This is a genomic window from Kribbella deserti, assembly GCF_042434725.1.
Lineage (GTDB): Bacteria > Actinomycetota > Actinomycetes > Propionibacteriales > Kribbellaceae > Kribbella > Kribbella deserti.
The window spans coordinates 244,664-263,466 of record NZ_JBHLTC010000002.1 but is presented as its reverse complement, the minus strand read 5'-3'; the positions used below and the strand labels follow the sequence as shown (position 1 = coordinate 263,466).

Annotated in this window: 12 protein-coding genes; 9 read left to right on the top strand and 3 right to left on the bottom strand. The window is 63.0% G+C overall.

What is annotated here, in order from left to right:
• Positions 1-581: 581 nt before the first annotated feature.
• Positions 582-962, bottom strand: a complete 381-nt coding sequence (locus tag ACFFGN_RS03875) for a serine dehydratase beta chain (protein WP_380043874.1) — start codon at positions 960-962, stop codon at positions 582-584.
• A 1,587-nt stretch (positions 963-2,549) separates the two neighbouring features.
• On the opposite strand from ACFFGN_RS03875, the gene ACFFGN_RS03870 reads away from it, so the two are divergent.
• The 8 genes from ACFFGN_RS03870 (at position 2,550) to ACFFGN_RS36095 (ending at position 9,002) form a co-directional block, all read left to right on the top strand.
• On the top strand, positions 2,550-3,050 hold the full coding sequence (locus tag ACFFGN_RS03870; RefSeq protein ID WP_380043873.1) for a GNAT family N-acetyltransferase: 501 nt from the start codon (positions 2,550-2,552) through the stop codon (positions 3,048-3,050).
• 140 nt (positions 3,051-3,190) lie between these two features.
• Complete coding sequence (locus tag ACFFGN_RS03865; RefSeq protein WP_380043872.1) at positions 3,191-3,991, top strand: GNAT family N-acetyltransferase; 801 nt, start codon at positions 3,191-3,193, stop codon at positions 3,989-3,991.
• A gap of 495 nt (positions 3,992-4,486) precedes the next feature.
• On the top strand, positions 4,487-4,690 hold the full coding sequence (locus tag ACFFGN_RS03860; protein WP_380043871.1) for a hypothetical protein: 204 nt from the start codon (positions 4,487-4,489) through the stop codon (positions 4,688-4,690).
• Positions 4,691-5,536: 846 nt separating this feature from the next.
• Positions 5,537-5,965 (top strand): YiiD C-terminal domain-containing protein, encoded by a 429-nt coding sequence (locus ACFFGN_RS03855; protein ID WP_380043870.1) that lies wholly within the window; start codon positions 5,537-5,539, stop codon positions 5,963-5,965.
• A 138-nt stretch (positions 5,966-6,103) separates the two neighbouring features.
• Positions 6,104-6,580, top strand: a complete 477-nt coding sequence (locus ACFFGN_RS03850; RefSeq protein ID WP_380043887.1) for a TerB N-terminal domain-containing protein — start codon at positions 6,104-6,106, stop codon at positions 6,578-6,580.
• Between the two features lie 102 nt (positions 6,581-6,682).
• Complete coding sequence (locus ACFFGN_RS03845) at positions 6,683-7,210, top strand: RNA polymerase sigma factor (RefSeq protein ID WP_380043886.1); 528 nt, start codon at positions 6,683-6,685, stop codon at positions 7,208-7,210.
• Positions 7,207-7,794, top strand: a complete 588-nt coding sequence (locus tag ACFFGN_RS03840; protein ID WP_380043869.1) for a hypothetical protein — start codon at positions 7,207-7,209, stop codon at positions 7,792-7,794. Before ACFFGN_RS03845 ends, ACFFGN_RS03840 begins: the two co-directional genes overlap by 4 nt.
• A gap of 977 nt (positions 7,795-8,771) precedes the next feature.
• A complete protein-coding gene (locus ACFFGN_RS36095; protein ID WP_512700325.1) occupies positions 8,772-9,002 on the top strand; it encodes a hypothetical protein in 231 nt (76 codons plus the stop codon).
• Between the two features lie 126 nt (positions 9,003-9,128).
• Here ACFFGN_RS36095 and ACFFGN_RS03835 read toward each other — a convergent pair whose 3' ends face one another.
• Positions 9,129-10,757 (bottom strand): DUF6119 family protein, encoded by a 1,629-nt coding sequence (locus tag ACFFGN_RS03835; RefSeq protein WP_380043867.1) that lies wholly within the window; start codon positions 10,755-10,757, stop codon positions 9,129-9,131.
• Between the two features lie 1,045 nt (positions 10,758-11,802).
• Here ACFFGN_RS03835 and ACFFGN_RS03830 point away from each other — a divergent pair.
• Positions 11,803-12,231 (top strand): hypothetical protein, encoded by a 429-nt coding sequence (locus ACFFGN_RS03830; protein ID WP_380043866.1) that lies wholly within the window; start codon positions 11,803-11,805, stop codon positions 12,229-12,231.
• Between the two features lie 827 nt (positions 12,232-13,058).
• On the opposite strand, the gene ACFFGN_RS03825 is transcribed toward ACFFGN_RS03830, so the two are convergent.
• On the bottom strand, positions 13,059-18,197 hold the full coding sequence (locus ACFFGN_RS03825; protein ID WP_380043865.1) for a fibronectin type III domain-containing protein: 5,139 nt from the start codon (positions 18,195-18,197) through the stop codon (positions 13,059-13,061).
• Between the last annotated feature and the right edge of the window lie 606 nt (positions 18,198-18,803).

The window sequence follows — 18,803 nt, the reverse complement described above, 5'->3', positions numbered from 1 at the left end:
GGTAGCCAGCCTCGCTGTGCTCGCCTGACGTTGCGCGGCTGTTCGCTTGAAGCTCTTCGCATAAGGACTTGTCGGCTCGTTTAGCAGCCGGGTGATACACGCGCCGAGGGTCCGCGGTGTGGCTTTGTCGCAACTCATCCCGGCCGGAGTCACCTCAACCGCCTGTGCGGGCATAGCCGCTACCGAGGCCGCAACGGACTCTGTCCGGTCGCTGTTGACGTGGGCGATGGGTACCAACCCCAGAGCCAATCCGGCGGCCATGAACCGACGTCGGGCGGATGAGAGGTTCAAGTTCGGGTCCTCCACAGGCCGTTGGTGGCTGGCTTGGTAAGTCGGCCAGGAACCCTGCATCCCCAGGCCGCCCATCTGTAACAGCCCTCGTTGACCGACTAGTAGCTCGCTCCCGGTCGCGGTGACGTTCGCGCAACCCCTGACGGGAGTTTGGCTGCATACGCTGGTGTGGTGCTGACGCGAATCTGAAAGGCTTGTATTGGCAGCTAGCCCCCCGGCAACGCTCTGGGCCGGCGGTGGCTGTGCACCCCGGACGTGCGAACAGGCAGCCGTCTCAACCACTCCTCGGGCTACCGCTTACCAGAACGGAATCTGGTCCTCACGAGCCGAAGCCGGCCGGTCGAGCGGATCGCCGCGACCCGATCGTCGACGGTAGTGGTGATGGCGACCGTTTCGGGATCCTCCTCCCCCTCCAGTCCGAGCCACACCGCCTTGTTACTGCCATGCCCATGACTGCTCGCCCGTGCGGCGCCGAGTGAACCGAAAAGCTGGGACTTCACCGCCGCCGTACGGGCGAGCAGTCCGTCGGCCGTCAGGCCGGTCACGAAGGTACGGACGGCTCCCATCGGGTCCACGGTGTGTGAGCTCGACGGGCCGATCCCGATGCTGAGGCTGATCGCCACGGAGGTTCTTCTGGTCGCCTTTGATCGGTCGGTGTGCTCCCCGAGCATGAGTTCTCCAGAGGTGCCTCGCCCGGACGGTGAAGGTGCCTGAGAGATTCTCGGGCAGAGTTGCTCCTTACGGCGCCCGGAACTGGTCCGGGCGCCGGACTCGTGTTCTCCGCCTTGTTGACATTTCGTCTCAGCCGGGACCCAGGACCATTTCAGAGACTTGGCGCACGCTGGAAGAGCGCGCACCGAGGTGCATTCGAGTGGGCGTGCTGGAGGCAGCACATGAGTATGCAGCACACCGCAAAGCAGGACATGGGTCGCACAAGCGGCGCCTTGGCGGGGACCGAATGCCTGATGGTGCTGAGCCCCGACCGGCGAGCTGTGATCGATGGCCGTAGCTATCCATGTCCTAGGGAGGGGTACGCCCGTCGATCGCCGCTTCTGAGGAGTCACCGTGTGCGTGTTCAGGCAGGCCGGCGTCGGGTATTGCTTAGCGAAGGAACAGCTCCAGGTCGCCGATCGCACACTCGATACCGCGCTCACCCTAGTGATTTAGTGGTTTGTCCATGCATGGCGGCTAGGTCTACTTATGACTTCGGGTTGCTGGCGGTCGGATCGTGACCCGCCAAGAACAAGCGCTGGCACTTGCTGGTGGTTTTGTTGGGTTTCTCGCGGTCGGCCTTCCTATTAGTGCGTTGGCAATGCGTAGGTTCATGCGGGTCGAATGGCATGGCCTACCGGCCTTGACGCCGGCTGAGGCGCGCCGGCGCGACGCTTCGCAGCGTGCAGAAATATTGCGAAACCTACGCGTCCAGCGGCGAGGCACAGCTTGAGCCCTTCAGTGTTTGTTCACGCTTGGTGCGAAGGTTGCGCGCCCACCACCACGACGCAACAAGCGAAGCATCCTGATTGGCGAGCTGACGTAGACCAAGCGGTTGCGGACGCGATCCACTCCAGGGACTCATTCGAGATCGCAGGACGCATGCGGTCGGCAGCAGCCTCCGCAATGTGTAGCGCGCCCCCGTACCCGAGGACCCGCCGCCTGCGCTCTCGTGAATTCGCGCAACCGCGACCGGATCGCCACGCTCCTCAGCCGCAATCTTGCTACCTGTCGACTGGTCGAGTCGATGCATCCTCGGTACGGTAGGCGACTGAGGCGCGGTAGTGCTCAGGAAGCGTCCGGAGCAGGGTGTCCGCTCACCGCAAGGGCGCAAGGCGCGAGGGTAAGTTCATGCAAGTATGTTGAGCATCAATCAACTCGCTTCGTTGTGACCGTCAGTCGGTCAGGTGCGCTAGCGACCCCCAACGAGTTGGCAGGCACCTTCGTGATGATCTGTAAGCCGCGGCAAGCAGCCACCATTTCCCGACGCTCCAGCAGAACGTCAGTCGCGGTTCAGCGCGGACCGTACGATGAATGGTGAACCAGATCAGTTCTGCGGATTCGGCACGTGGGTGTAACAAGTAGCCCTACTCTCGTGAGGGCTCAATGGTCGAGCTGGAGACTTCCATGCCAAGCATGCTGGACGGTCGACGCCACTCAGCCGGTAGAGGTACAGGGATGAATCGGCCACAGCGATCGCATTCGTGAACTGAGGTGGTCGCTCTGAGCGTAATGGTGGTAGGTGGTTGTTGCGATGGGGAGTTCTGATGGAGCTGCGGTCGTTTGAGAGTGAGTTCACGGCTCTGGTGGCTGGTTGGGCGAGCTCGGCGCAGGAAGTTGGACTGTTGTCCGGGCGGGAGGAACTCCCGTTCCCGGCCGAGCTGTTGACGAACTGGCGGAAGATAGCCGACGACATCAAGTCGTACTTGTTCTTCGAGGGATCAACACCGGTTGCCTATGGCGAACTGTGGCTCGACGACGAGGAAGACGAAGTTGAACTGGCGCGGATCATCGTCGCCCCGGAGTTCCGGGGCAAGGGGGTCGGGACTGCGTTTGTGCGTGCGCTGCTAGTGCCTGCGCTCGATGCCGGCTATGCGGATGTCTTCCTGCGAGTGCATCCTGACAACGAGCGGGCGATCCGTACCTACCTTCGAGTTGGTTTCAAGCCCGTCGACGAGGCCCTGGCTGCCGAGTGGAACGTGCCCCAGCCCATTAACTACACATGGCTGCAGTACCCAACGACCGCCGAGATTGACAGCGTCGACTGAGTCGCCTGATCCGCCAATGACCCAGTCGAGGTAGGCGAGTAGTGAGCAGAGTGTCGATTCGTATGGCGGCCACGGATGCTGATCATGAGGCCTGGCGTCACGTGCAGATTTCAGTGCTGCCCAACGAGCGGTGCCCGAGCGTGGCAGAGCTTCGGCAACTGGATCGTCCCCATCGTTTGCTCCTGCTGGCGGAGTTAGACGGCAAGGTCGTTGGCAACGGATTGTCGAACGCCTCCGACGAGGCAGGGCGTGCATTCCTCGCGCCTCGAGTTCTGCCCGAGGCACGACGACAGGGAGTCGGCACGACGCTGTTGCTGGCGCTGGCAGAGCATGCCGTTGCCCGGGGCTACGAACAGGGCCGATCCGGCGTTGAGGACGACGGGTCGTTGGCGTTCGCCCAGCAGTTCGGCTTCGCCGAGACGGGGCGCCAAGTCGAGCAACTTCGTCGCATCGGTGCGGAGCCCTGGCCTCCCCCACCGACGGAATACGAGGTGGTCACGGTCGCCCAGCAGCCATGGCTCTGGACCCGGGCCTATGAGCAGGTGGCGCTGCCGACGTTCCCCGACATGGACGTACCAAGCCTGCTGAACGTATCAGCCGACGACTGGAAGAAGGAGTGGATCAACGAACCCCGCGCGATGTTCCTCGCCGTGAGGGGTGGCGAGGTGATCGGCGTCGCCGGACTAATGCTCGACACCGACAAGCCCGAGCGGGCCGAGGTCGCCTACACCGCCGTACGGCCGGAGTGGCGAGGCAAAGCGGTGGCATCAACACTAAAGCGGATGAGTATGGCGTGGGCGGCCGAGCACGGGATCACCGAGATCCACACGTGGACCCAGCAGGGCAATAGCAACATGCGCCGTCTCAACGAACACCTCGGGTTCGTGTACGGCGAAGTCAGCATCAGCGTGCGCGCCGCTCTACCGCTGACATTTCCCTGAACGCCGCCCGCCAAATACACCTCACCCCCATGGACTCGACGGCACTTGATGGAGGCTTAGGTCTGGGTGAGTCGCCCCCGCGTGTCCGGAGGCTTGGTTGGGTGTTAGCCGGCCTCGGCGAGACGGGTTTGGTGAGTGTAGTGAGTGTGTTCGGCTTGGATGGGTGTGAGGTCTTGGACTGATGTGTGGGGGCGGGCGGTGTTGAACTAGTGAACCCAGCCCATAGTGGCGGTTTCGACGTCGTGTAGGCCTTGCCAGGGGCCGTGGGGGTGGATGAGTTCGGACGGAAGCCATCCTGCTTCCCTCTCACGGCCCGAAGACCGGCGGCTCAGAGGCTCATATCGATCAAAATTGGGACATCTCGCAGACTTTCGGCGAGCAGGACATCCCTCGCTCAATGCGGTCTCGAGTCGCGCTGATAAAGTCCTGAACGGCCTGTGGAGCAGGCTCTCATCGATCGCCGCAGGCATGCGATTCCACGTTTCCCGCGAGCCAATGGCGTCGCCGAATCTAGCGAGCGTGGTCGGCTTCGGCGACAACCGAATCGTGATTGCGGCAGGCCTCAACGATGGCGAAGCCGTCGCGATGCTGGCCCACGAACTCGCCCATGTCGTCATGCACACCGCCTACATGACAGGGCCCGGGCCACGCGAACCGGACTTCGACGTCGTAGCTGAATGGGACAGCTCGACAGACTAGCGGGATCGCCTGGGCACAGCAGTGCTCGGGTGATTCCGCGGCCCGTGCGGAGGCAATGGCCGCCATGTCGTTTCGCAGACAATGACACCCGTGTGGGGAAGGCGGCTGATGATTCAGGTTGGCTTCAGTCTTCCTTCAGGCGACTCCCTGAAGATAACGGCTGATGTTGTCCACTCCGTGTTGCGCTGAGCGGCCGGGGTACGAAAGCGATTTTGGTGTCGGATCTTGGTCATCTTTCGAAATCCCCGCACTTGCAGAGCCAGCGGACAAACGCCGAATCTGCCGTCGGGAAGAGCAGGACGGCATGCTAATTGGCTACCACGACCGCGCCTCCGGGACCGGCACGCGCCGAGGTCTCCGGTCCAGGTCGATCTGGCCCGGATGTCGGCCAGCGCCACGCTTTAGACCGACTGGAAGCTAGCTCAGCCGCACGAGTTCTTCACCGGGACGGAAAGCCTAACGATGGGTAACAGATGTACCGGTCATGGTCCGGTCCTCTCGCCGGGCCACATACATCGCCTCTTTTCCGGCCTGCCGCGTCCCCTCCACGCCGCCCCGACCGATACGTGAGGTGTCGAAAGCGTCACCGATGTGAAGGCGGCTGCGAGGCCTGGGTCGAGGTCGGCGACATGCACTACGTCGTCCGAGCGACGGGAGGCCGGCTCTGCGAAACCTGTCATGCCGAAAGGAACCCGACCCGATGACCATCACAAACAGACGGCGGCGCGGAACGCCGCACACATCGATGTCCAGCCTAGTGATGGCCGGCGACCTGTTCGTCACATACGGCCGAGGGGCGCTCGAACTATGACTGACGCAAATGGGCAGGCGGCTTACCTCGAGATGGTGAACGCCGGCATCGAACACATGGTGCCGGTGGCGCACCGCATGGGTATACGGATCATCGAAGTCCTGCCCGGCCGCGTGGTCGGCGAGGTCGGCTTGGAGGGCAACACCAACCACCTCGGAACAATGTACGCCGGAGTGATCTTCAGCGCGGCCGAGATCATCGGCGGCGTGTTGAGCATCGCCACCTTCGACGCCGAGCGCTTTTATCCGATAGTGAAGACGGTTCGGATCCGATACCGCCGCCCAGCTACCGGCACTGTTCGAGCGGCGACCTGGCTAGACACAGCGACGATCGCCTCAGTGCGCGAGGAGGCCACAGCGAATGCAAAGGCGGACTTCGCACTAGACGCCTTGCTGACCGATGAGTCCGGCGAGGTCATAGCGACCACCCAGGCGGACTATCAACTTGTACGTCACGGCTCGTGATGGTTAGTACCTACCACACGTGCTCAGGACCAGCGTGACGTCATCGGAGCTCAACTGCGGAAGCCTGAGGCAGAGGTCGCGCATTCATCGTCACCCGACTACGAGGGCTCCACGATGTGCTACTGGCCATAGTACGAAATCACTCCGGAGGCTCGAGCGACCTACCTCCAATGGCTCGGCAGCGGGCGCAACGATCCAAGCGCGTACGTCGGCTACGTCTTGCTGTTCTTCTACGGTATCGAGCGGCGTGTGCTCATCGGTATGGCCAACGATCCGATGCTTAGGTGCGAGCTACCGCTGCTGCGTGCGGAAGTACAGCGCCTGCACTCGATCTACCACCAACCCGACGCCGAAGCCGTACATGCCCAGTCCGACCGCGTCGTCGACGCCCTGGCCGAAGACTCGCACCGTGACCGATCACCTCGAAGCCACACGCGCCGACGTGCTCGCGTTCACGCCGGGCTCCCCAAAGAAGCCTGGCCCAACATCTTCAACGAGCACCTCAACCGTGAGATCCGACGCCGCTCGGACGTCGTCGGGATCTTCCTGCCCAGCAGTGGGCGACTGCCGACGTCCACACGACGACGGCGCCGTCCCAGGCTCCGTCAGGCCTGACCGACTCCGAGTGATACCGATAATTCACGAACAACTTCAGGTAGCCATCGAGCTATCGGAAAGAGTCGATTGGGTGCCGGACAGGTGCACAGTGTGAAGACCATGTCCGAAGCCACAGCGGAGACGCGTTTCGCAGAGCTGGCCCACATTGTGGGCGAGCCGCTACGTCGCTACGTCGTACGCCGGGCCCCGTCTGCTGACGTCGATGACGTCATGGCCGACGTCTTCCTGGTGCTTTGGCGACGACTCGATGACGTGCCCCACGACACCCCACTCCCCTGGTCGTACGGGGTGGCGCGCGGGTGCCTGGCCAATGCCCGCCGATCCACACAGCGCCAGCTGCGGCTGGTCGAACGGATTGCCCGGTCTGAGCCGCCGCCGTTGGCTGAGCCATCGGCTGACCACGAGGACTTGCTTGCCGCGCTGCGGCGGCTGAAAGAGCTGGACCGTGAGGTCGTCACGCTCTGGGCCTGGGAGGGCCTCGCGCCACGTGAGATCGCCGAGGTAACGGGCCTCACAGCGAACGCGGTGAGTATCCGCCTTCACAAGGCGAGACGGCAACTGGCCAGTTCCCTTGGAAAGAACGACAGCCCAGCCGGACAGAACCAGGGTAAACGGAGGCCCCGATGAATGACGAACAGCGCGATGACCTGCGAGCGCGGCTACGGGCCGCGGATCCTGCGCATACGCCATCAGGGGCTAACTCGTGGATCGACAACCTGGTGGAGGCAACTGTGAGTACCGATGTAGCGAAGCGAACGACAGGCAGGCGATGGATCATCGCAGCGGCGGCCGCCGTGGCCCTGCTAGCGATAGCCGGCTTCGGCGGATTCGCAGTACTGAGCAACAAAGAACCAGTGTTTGTCTCGAAAAGCACCCTGGCACTCACCGTCGCGCCAGCCGATGCTGCAGCGTCTTGCATGGTCCGCGACGTCAACATCCTTGCCCAAGGCGAGCTGGCCCTCGATGCCACAGCAATCGAGGTGGGTGCGAACAAGGTGACCCTGCAAGTAGGTCGTTGGTACAAGGGCGGCAATGCCGATCTCGTTGAGGTCATCAGCGCGACCGGCAGCGAAACCATCAACAACGCCGGAGTGGTGTTCAATCCCGGCGAGCGCTACCTGATCACCGCCTCGGGCGGCGTGGTCAGAAACTGTGACCTGTCCGCGGCATGGACCCCCGAGCTGGCAGCGATGTACGAGCGGGCGTTTTAGCCAGCCGATAGTTGAGCAGATGGCTCGGTACCTGAGTAATGTCCCCGGTCGGCCGAACCCGCGTGTGGCACCGTCGACGGACCCGAGGATCGCGCTGGATCCTCAGAAGGACACCATCGGGTTGACGAAAGCAGTGGCGTCCGCGTTCGGCGCCGCGGAACTCTTCGCCCGGGTGGTCGACTAGCGCGGCCGGATCGGAGACGCCGAAATACTGATCGCGTAACTCGGTCGTGATGATGTTCGACCAGCTGGTCAAGCCGGCCTTCCTCGGTTGCCCGTACCGGACGTCGAGCAGACACTGAAGAACGCCGTCGCGGCGGGTGACACGATCGTGACCGGCCCACATGTTGCGGGGTGTCATCGTAGCTCCAGCGCACGACCCGTTCGGTAGCCTCTACTCGCTGCAAGGCCTGATCGAGCTCCTCGACGAGGAAGAGATCGTCATGATCCGGCTGGGCAGACTAGTGCCTTGCTGAGCCGGTGTATGCCGAGACGGCGGCGGAAGCTGTCGTCCTTCCAGACCGGCGACAGCAGCTCGACTACCGGGTTCGGCGAACGGGGTCACGATGACGCAAAGACCTGACTGCCAGTGCAGGGACGCGGCCCATGCCGTCGACTGCTCCATCGCAGGTAGGACGGACGCGTGATCACTTAGCGTGCTGCTGGACTGAGGCGGCCTGCGGCTATCCACAAGCGCCTTGCATCGTCGACTACGGGCAGGGAGTCTTCGTTCTATGCCCAACACAGCGCACCACTTAACGCACCTCTATCAACGATCAGCGCCCAACACGCATGACAGACGTTGCGCATCCAACTCAACCAAACGTGCACGTCACGACGCATCTCGGCAATTGTTGACAAGCGGTGAGGAGCCCGGGCTGCAAATCAGCGGGTTCGGGGTTCGAGTCCCTGGCGGCGCACAAAAGCCCTGGTCACAAGCGTGACCGGGGCTTTCGCTTGTTCGATCCCCATGGGTTATCCCATTACTTTCCCCTCCGCACGCCGTCGCCCTCCACTGGCCCGGCCACCCACGCGCCACCTCCGTCTGGGCAAGCATCTACGACGTCCTAGAAGCCCACGGCCACTCCGGCGCAACCGAAATCCGCTGGCTAGACGACGGCCAATTCCCTTCCAAGGCGTCCCTAGAGCCGCCCACCCAACCCAAGCGCGACAGCAAAGGTTGGCCGATCTACGACCCCCGCGACTAACCCCCGAACCGGCCAGGGTGGCGGTCGACGCTTCCCTCCCCTGTCCCGCCACCCTGGCCGCACCATCCAATCGCTCCGTCGCCTCAACCGCGCCGCCACGTCCGTGTCAGCACCGTAAGCGCTGACCTACTTCGTCTCTGAGGACTCCTTCTCCACCTTGGTAGCGGGCCCGGACTCGACCTCGATGCGCGCTAACGCCACCTTGAACCCGGCCCGCCTCACAGCCTTTACACAGTGAGCAACTTGCACCTTTGCAAAGAAGAAGAGGCTTTCGCTGAGCGATCCGGGCCTATCTGTGGCGATCGCGAGCACGAACTTGGCGTTCGATCGCGCCGGGGCCGCCTGACCTGGACAGATCTTTCCCCATGCCTCCGCGAGCTTCGCCTGATACAACTCGTCTTCCCAGGCGCGCGCACTATTCTCTACCTGCGCAACCAGATGCGAGAGGCTCGATGAATCAGTAGCCGCCTTCACGCAGAGCAACTCTGCGTCCGGAGTCAGCAAATCGCATATCTCCAAGCGCTCATACTGACTGAATACGACCAGGTTCTTATCGAGAAGCGCATACTTTCGATCTTCGGCGGTGATTATGTTGTAGGACCCTTCTTTAGTCTTGTCCTTCTCGTCTTCCTTGAGGAACTCGCTGACCCACGGCGGCAGATTCAAGTCGTTAGTGATGTCCTCGACATCAGACAGATCGGCATTGATCTTCTTTACGAAGTTCTTTTCAACTTCAAACCACAAGCCAGATGACAGGAGGTAATTGTTTCCCTCGTGACTCACCTCAGCCCTCGCGTAAGCTTTGAGCCTGCTCCCCCGCTGAATCGCCGAACCATCTGCGTCCACAGCGTAGACCATCACGTCTTCAAGCGGGCTCTTTTCGGGGCTGAGCGCATCAATTGCCTCGATAACCGAGGTATGGTCTACGTCTGGAATCGAGTAGCGATCCTTATGGCCAAGTACAAGCTCATAGTGATCCAACGCTTCCATATCAAATGGATCCGGGGGCGCGAAGGAGACATCGGTCGATCCATCGCGCAGCAACTCGCCAACGGCATTATCGAGAACTTCCACGACGGGATTGCTCTTATCGAGTGGAACTATCTGGTCCAGGAAAGAAAAGTGCTCCTTGTAGTCATCCAGACTATAGATCTCTAGAACTTTGTCGATCTTCGACGAAAGCCTTGAGAGATCGAACTTGGGGACGGCTATTCTCAACGAATCTGCACCAGCTATCGTGCTCGCAAAGTCTTGATCCGTCGCCTTCCCGGACATCTGCCTCAACCAGTCCTCGTCGACCTCGATACGTAGATCGGCCAACTCACCATCAACCGGGAGCAGCGTGTATTGATCCCGAGAATTGCTAGCAATCACTCTCGTCTGAACGCCTCGGAGCCTCCTCGCAGATACCCCGTTGGCAACTACCCGAAGACCAAACCCACGCTCGATCCAACTTGGTTCGATAGCAAGAAATCCTGTGCCGAATGTCACGGCAACGACGCGATCTCCACTTTCGACCAGGACCACCGCGCCCAGGCTTGCTCGCTCATACTCGGCGCTCGAAGAGTTAGCAACTACCAGACTTTCAAGGTCTTTCAGCCACTTAGGAACGACCGATTCGCCTTGAAGGAAGAAGGCGTTCCTAATCTTTGGGTCGTCGACCCTGAAGCTTAGATTAGTCACCGTCGCCTTCGAGCGCAGAACACTCTGGTCAGCGACTGCACCATTCCTAAGAAGATAGATCGTAAGCCACATTGGTTCCCCCCAATGCTGAGTGCCAGACGAATCCCCTCCGCCCGATCACTCTGAGTGATACCAGACGTCAGCCCCGATGACCAGGTGTGACGGGCATCTCCATGGAGACAAATCGGCAACGAACCGGGCTTCGTCCCGCGCACATGTGCGGAGACCCTCCTCACAGATGTCTGTGGCTCATTACGCCCCTCGCCTCAACGTTCGGCGGGCAGCGAGCCTGCCGTGCTGGCGCTCGGGCCGAACTCGGGGCTGGATACTGCGCCTCAAGCGGAGGGCGACGTGCCCCCATGGGTTATCCCATGGGAATCAACGAGCAGCGAGGATCACTCGGGGCGCATCAGCTAACAGGATCGACGGATCTCCGCCCAGCTCAGAGGCACGTTCGGGTAGCAATGGGCATCATATCGTTGCCTGAGGCTCCAATCAGCGGGTTCGGGGTTCGAGTCCCTGGCGGCGCACATCAGCCCAGGTCACCCCGGTGCCCTGGGCTTCTTCGTTCCCTCAGCGCTACATTTACGCGACACTTTGCCGTCACCGGTCCCCGATCGAACTCTCCGGCACTCCAGCCATCCGTCCACGCTGGGCATCCGGCAACGTCTCAGACCGCACGACATCCGCGCCTCTCGTCCGTCGTCTTTCGTAGCTGTGCGTTACATCACCTCGTAGCGCCAACCCTCTCGATTGCGGGCTCACCGACAGCCGGGACGTTCAGCGGTCGCCAGCCAGCGACCTCGGAGGCCCAGGATGCCTAGACCACCCCTCCGCATCGGGATATGGGGCAGCATCAGCACTCGACTCGCCAAGCGGAACGCCAAGGCAAGGCCTTAGCCATCGGGCAACCCGCGCGGTATCGACCGACATGACTGCCCGGCCGAGCCGTCGACACTGAACCGAGCTGCTGTCGCACTCCCACCACTAAACCTGACAGCCGATAAGCCGTTGCGGTCTGCAACTTGCTGCAAAGCGCTTTGTCCTAGTGCGTGTGGGCCCGCACCATTGTGCCTTGCCCTACCTATCGGTTGACGAGAGACGACGAGGTCAATTTATGCGCCCGTTCCTGTCAGGCTTCACCAAGACGATGGTCGCGGTTGCCGCGGCCTCGACGCTCTCCGCGGCGGCAGTGGTGCCCGCTGGAGCTGCCGAGACGGCCTATCCCGAAAGGAGTTTCGTCTTGGGTGACTCCTATATAGGAGCCCGCGGCACGATGATCTTCTACAACCGTGTCGTGGGCATAACCGGCCGTATCGATGCCTACGACGAGCGCGAGCTTGGCCTGCGTTCGTGCAAGTACTTCAAGTTCATGTCGTCGACCGGCGACATCGCGTACACCCCAATGGTCTGCGGCAAGAATGAGCCGTTCGAAATCCACTTGCCGGCGAACGTCCCCGGCGGTGCGACCAAAGTAATGGCCTGGATGTATCACCACGACACCGACAAAACCATTGTCGTGGACCAAGACACGATCTACCGCTGACAAAACGCTAGTGTCCTGAGTCGGAAGTTCGTGCTTCAGCTCCGGTGTCCAGGTGCGTGCATCGCAAGGCGGAGAAGCGGTCGCGATGCTCTAGCATCGTGGCCGTTTCTCCAACGCCGCGAGGTGCGTGCCTGGGCGCCGGAGATGTGCACGAACTTCCGACTCAGGACACTAGGTGGACGTCGCCCGCCACCGACCAGCTGGACCGGGTGTCGGTGGTGCGGCGTCCAGTCTGTCTTGGCTCGTCTAGCTCTGCCGATGCGCGGGCAAGGTACCTTCGGGCCTGAACGCGTCGGTTGCGACCGGGACCACGCGTCGGGGAGCGATAGCTACTCGCCGAGCTGGTGTGGTTTGCCGACGATACAGAACGGATCGGGCGGTAGCTCGAAACTCCGAGCGTATAGTGACGCGCTGGTCCGTGGCCGGGAGAAGTGCCCAGTCCCAAACCAGGTGCGAGTACGGCGTTGCGACCCGCCAGACCACTCCGCCGGCGACCTTCGCATCAGTCGGTGCAGTCAGAGCGCCGGGCCTCGCCGCATTCCCGCGAATGCCGTGTCCAGCCAAAGACCACGTCTTGCAGTCCGTTGCCGAAGCCAAGGGCGGCGGCCCTACTGCAAAATGGCCCTGCCGCTTTCTCGACGCGCGCCAGCAAGACCACGTAGATGCAGGGGCGTTTCCGACGGCTGACTATCTGCTCACCCGCCCTCCAACTACGTGGGATCTCCCCGATTGGCTGGACTCCAGGCCGGGCGGGCGCAGGAGGACGGTACGAGGCCACGGAGGGCCAGCGGAGAACATGTGCCACCACTGGCCCGCCTGTCGTTGCCCTACCTCAAAACCGCGCCCTGCGGCTTGTCCATGTTGACACCGGCTGATGGCCGCCAAGTGACCGCGGTTCCCGACGGAGCCAGGTGGATGCGGGCATCTGAGTAACTGGTCGTCGACGGCGGCCCGGGGGCCACCCAGTTCGTTCGGCTCGACCTGGTGTACACAACCAGGCGGTTGTAGCGCCAGTTGACGTCATCGATCTGCGTCCAGGCGATGCGATTTCCGTCGTTGCTGATGCCTCTCACATAGTTCGCCGACCGCACGAAGACGTCGGCCGCGGTCAACGGCCCGGTGCCGATCCGGCGCGCGACTCCCACCTCCCGGTAGTCCGGCGGCAGCAGACCACGTGCCGCGATCCAGGTGCCATCAGCGCTCATCACCGGGGCCGCGAGCTGGAGTCCTTGCCTTAAGTAGGGCATGGGTTTCTCGCCGGTCTGAACGTTGTGGAAGACGATCTTGTTGATGGCGCCCCAGTACGGACTGTTGAGGTTGGCGGTGTCGACCTCGTACATGACCGTGTTTCCGTCCGGGGTCATGCCCAAGGTCCACTCCGACCCCAGGCCACAGGACTGAGAGTCGAAACAATGCATCAACAGTTCCGCGTAGCCCCGCTCTTTGGAGGCCCACCACACCTTGCGATCCTTGCCGAAATCCGTGCCAGTGATGGACGCGACCTTGGTTCCGTCCGCTGACAAGCGGAATGCGGTCACCAGCCCGTATCCCTGGCTTGTGGTCCAGCGAGTGTTCGTCTCCAGGTCCCGCACGATGATGCGGTTCGAGTCGCCTATCGTGCCGTAGGGGATGCGGTAGGCGATGTATCGTCCCTCTCCCGCCGTCGAGTAGGCCGAAAAGCTGAGCTGATTGTTGGACACGACGCTGATCGGCTCGGGAGTCACTCCGTCTGAGCCGCGGGAAACGGTTTGGTAGGAGCCGTCGGCCAGATCGCGGCGGATCAGGTAGTACCGGCCATCCGATTGTTTCGCTGCGAAGAACGCGTACCGTCCGGAGTCCGACAGGACTGCTCCTTCGAGACCGACGTCGGTGCCTGGTACGCCTTCGACGATGTTGGATCCGCCCGGGTTGGCCAGTGTGGTTTCCATCGGTGTGAACGGCTTGGACGATCCGGCCTCGCCTCCGCCGTCCAAACTGATGGCCTGGACGTTCACGACGTAGCTGACGCCTGGCGTGAGGTTCCCGAGTGTTTCGCGGTTGCCGTCGCTGGCGAGCACGATCGATCCGCCGCTGTCAGGCACTGTGGACACGTGGTACTTCGTGATCGGGTTCCCGCCGGAGTTCTCCGGTGTGTCCCACGTGATGAAGGCCGACCGGGTGCCGGGCGTCACAGTCACGTTTCGCGGCGCGGACGGCGGACGCGCGGCCACGTCGATCTTCGCCGTGTTCTTCAGCTCTCCGTGATCGATACCGGGCGGAATGACCGCCTCGATCTCGGTCAGCCCGTCAGCTGTGGCCTCGTACAGGCCGTTGGCGGAAATCGTGCCTGGACCGCTCACGATCCGCCATTTCGCCGGTTCGTCGGCATGACCACTCAACTGGGCGTCGAACTGCTGCGACTGGCCGACCGAAAGTTCAGCGGAGCCCGGATCGATCACTACGCCGAGGAACGGGCCGCCCGAATCCCAAAACGGCCACTCCAGCTTGACGATGTCCGGTTTGACCCAGCGCACTACGTTCTTTTTGACGAAGTCCAGGGTCAGTCCGGCGCCGATCGCGATACCGATCGAAATCTTCCGCGCGGGATCGGCGGCCGTATCGGTTTCGGCTTCGAGGTACGGCGACAACTCGAAGACCGGCCCGCCCTGACCGTAAACGGCCAGCACCATCGCCGGCGACAAACCAACAGAAGCGGTGGCGTTACCGAACAGGTGCGCTATGCCGCCCACCGACGGCTTGTCCGGAATGGCTTCATTGATGCCCGTGGAGACGACCTGATCGCCGTCGCTCTTCAGCGTGGCCCCCAATCGGCGACTGAGGGTGCCCTCGAAGGCTAAACCCGCCCGGCCGTCGGCGGAGAGGACGAGGTCCATCTGCACCTTTGGGCACACGGTCACCGGCACTCGGCCCAGCGGGACGTTGACGCAAGTGCCGACCAGTGACCCGAGCCGCTGCCGATGCTCTCGCTTCTTCCCGATCGCGAGGTCGGCGCGCATACTCACGGTCATGTCCGCGGTCATCTTGAAGTCCGAGCGGAAGTTCGGAATGGCCGCCAGCATCCAGCCTTCGAACTTCGGTGCGATGCTGCCGGTGACCGTGAGCCGGCTACCGCGCTGGAACTCCTTCTCATACTCGACCACAATCGCGCCATCTTTGAGATAGACCTTGGCCTCTTTGCCGCCAGCGGTCTTCACGGTGCGGAATCCACCTTGCTTGTGAGTCTTTCCGCCGGCCGTTGCCGAGCGCAACTTGATGCCTGTCTCAGCCGGTACGAAGGTGGCAACCTCGTCGGCGGTGGTCTTGAACTGAGTGGCCAGGGACATGGCGTCGTACACCTCGCTGAGGGAGGCCTCGACGACGGACAGCACCAGCACCCCGTTCACTACCTGAGTCCGGGTAATCCGCCTGAGGAGCCCTTCCGGCGTGGTCGGGCCGGCTCCGGCGACCACAGTCTGGCCGACCTGCAGTCCCGACAACTGAGCAGTCGGAGACGCCGCGACGACCGCGGTCGAGTTCACCGAGATGATCTTCGCTTGGGATTCAGCAGTCAGTACCACCGGCGCCACCTTCTCGGCCAGCACGGGCTTGACGGCAACAGTCGGCACCGTCGCCGTACCAGTGCCGGCAGCGTTCTTGGCGGAGATAGCGAACTGGTATCCGAGAGCGGGATCGAGACCTGTAATGGTCGCGGCCGAGGTGCTCACGTCGACTGTGCGGCCGCCCGGGGTCACGGTCACGCGGTAGCCGGTCACGGGCGAGGTGCCAACGTCGATCGGCGCCTTCCAGCCGACCTGCACGGAACCGTTCGCCGATGGAGCAGCGTGTACGTCGTCCGGGATCCCTGGCGCGCGCGCAGCCAGCGGAGTACTCGAAGTCGTTGCCGTGTCGCCGTACCCGGCCTTGTTGTGGGCACGGACGGTGATCGTGTATTTCTGACCATTCGTCAATCCGGTCAGCGCCGTGACAGTCGTATCAGCCGGGATGGTCTGCGTGATGCCGCCCGGCTCGGCCGTCACCTGGTAACCGTCGATGTTGGCGCCGCCGTCGGCGGGCCGGACCCATTGCACGTCCACCCGTCCGTTCAGAGACGTGACCGCGTTGATCGGTGGCGCCAGCGGTACCTTCGCCGCCACCGGCGTGGCCGGGCGCGGGTCGGACACCCCCGAGCCGTTGGCGTTGGTGGCTGTCAGCCGGATCGCGTACGTCGTACCGTTGCTGAGGCCCGTGAGTACGGCCTCACGCGCCGAACCGGGAACGGTGACGGTCGCCCCGCCCGGCGTCGCCGTCAGGGTGTAGCCGGCGATGGAGTCGGTCATGCCGGTCGGCGCCGCCCAGTACGCGGTCACCGCGCTGTCGCGGGGTGTGAGTTCGGTGATGAAGGGCTGAGTGGGCGGAGTCGGCGGGGCAGGCGACACCGGCGCGCTGACTTCGGCGGTCGAGCGACCAACCGCGTTGATCGCGACCACCTTGAAGGTGTAGGTCTCGTCATTGCTGAGGCCCGTGATCGCCGTACTCGTAGTGATCACATTGGTGATCTGACCGCCAGGGCTTCGCGTGACCTCATAGCCCTTCAAAGTCAGGTCGCCGGTGTCTTCAGGTGGACTCCAGGAGAGGTTGATCGACTTGTCGCCAGGAACGGCCACGACCGACGTAGGGGCGGCCGGAGCCTTCGGTTTCAGCGCATAGGCCTGGACATCTGCATAGAACCGCAAGCCAGCAGTAGAAAGGTTGGAGATGGTCACCTCGCCAGCGACATTAGGCCGCACGATCACCTGGTTGAACGAGTAGCCGCCGGGAACCGCGATGACGTCGGTCGTGGCGGGCGCTGCCTCGCCCGCGGGGCTGGTGACAATGTCGCCGCTGGTGGCGCTTCCCGCAGTGATGAGGGTGAGAGAGACAGCCGCGAGGTCGGCCGTCGGCAGGCCACCAGCCCCGGAGACCTTGAACGTGTGACTCTTCCCGGCCGCGACAAGGGTCGCGCCGGTGTCGAGGACCCGGGCCGCAACGGGCAGCGTGGTGATCCGGGTTGACGCAACAGCGCTGTTGGTCGATGCGGTGTAGTAACCGACGACATCGGCACGGAAGTCAACGGGGACGCTGGCGGCGTTGTAGAGAATCAGCTTTCCGTCGGCTCCGATGCGGGTCGTGATCGTGTTGCTTTTCGACCGGTCCTTTATCCAGTTGCCATGGGAGACGCCGGGCCTCGCCGCACCTGAGGGGTAGACGATCATGCCACCGATGGCCGTGGGTGACATGGCGGTAAGGGTTACTACCACTGAGGTGATGGAGGCTGCAGCAGGCAGGCCGCCGACTCCGGCCGCTGCGAACGGCACTGTGGCAGTCCGGCCAGGAACGGCCGAGTCGGTGGGAACGCCAATCTTCTTAGTGGTGTCGAGGATGCGGGCTTGTTTCAACGGCACATACCGCGAAGCTGTCGCGGTGGGGTTGTCGTTGCTGGTGTAGTAGCCGGCCACGTCGACGATGATGCGGACCGTGCCCCCGCTGATGTTTCGGAAGCTCGCCTGGCCTGTGGGGCTGAGCCGAAGAATCGACGACCCCGAGGCGTAGGTGTCACCGGCGGAGAACATCACGCCCGACACGGTCGTGGGCTGGGCCTGATCAGTCGGCCACGAGACCAGGCCACCCTTCGCGGTCGCATTGAGTACGACGATGTTGACCGCAAGCGCGGCCACGCCGGTCGCGGGGATACCACCGCGGCCGGTGAACGTTGAAACCACTGGCTCCTGCCCGACCAGGTTTGTTGCACCGGTGTCGAGGAAGCGCCCCGCAGCCGGCAGCGGCACGTACTGCCCGGCACCAGCCGACGCTGGTTGGACCACGGCTGGAGCCGCAGCCGCCGTTGTGGCAGCGGCCGTCACCGGGACCGCGGTGGCCGAGTAGGTGGAGGCTGGAATCAACAAGGAGAGCAGCAAAGGCAAGGAGAGCAAGCGGAATCCGCGACGCACGTTTCCTCCACGAAGAGTGCCGACAAGCGAGCGGATCACGGCGGATCCCCCGAAGGATTATGTGGGCGATTGGCCCGCCGACTGTTGGGTTCTGCAGGAACCTGCAGAACCCAACAACAGATCCTTCCGCCACATCCCGAACTCGTCGGCTGATGCGGAACCGCGCCAGGGCCACGACCAGCACGGCAGGCTGGCCGATCTTCAGCCTGCGACTGAGCGGCTCAGATGCAATAGATCGGAGGAGACCAGCCGAGGTAGTCGGCGAACCACTCGTCTTCGATTGCTCCAACACCGACAAGAGATAGGTAGCCACATGGCCGAGCAGCCGCCCGATGGCAGGTCCGCCGTTGAGACGACGCGGCGGGCCAGGTCGTGATTGCGGCGGTAGCTCGAGCCGTCACTGAAGGCCAAGCGTTGGACGGCCTGGGCCGCCTGCCACGGAGGCATGGCCTGCCAACCGGCGACCGCCGTGAGGGCATCGAAGAAAGAGCCCTGCCGCGCCGGCAGGGCTCATCCTTGTGGCGAGTGGGCCCCACCCGTCGCGCTGCTGGAACAGGCCGCGCGAGTCGGGACCGGCCGCGTCGCCGTACTCGATGTTGCGGAGTG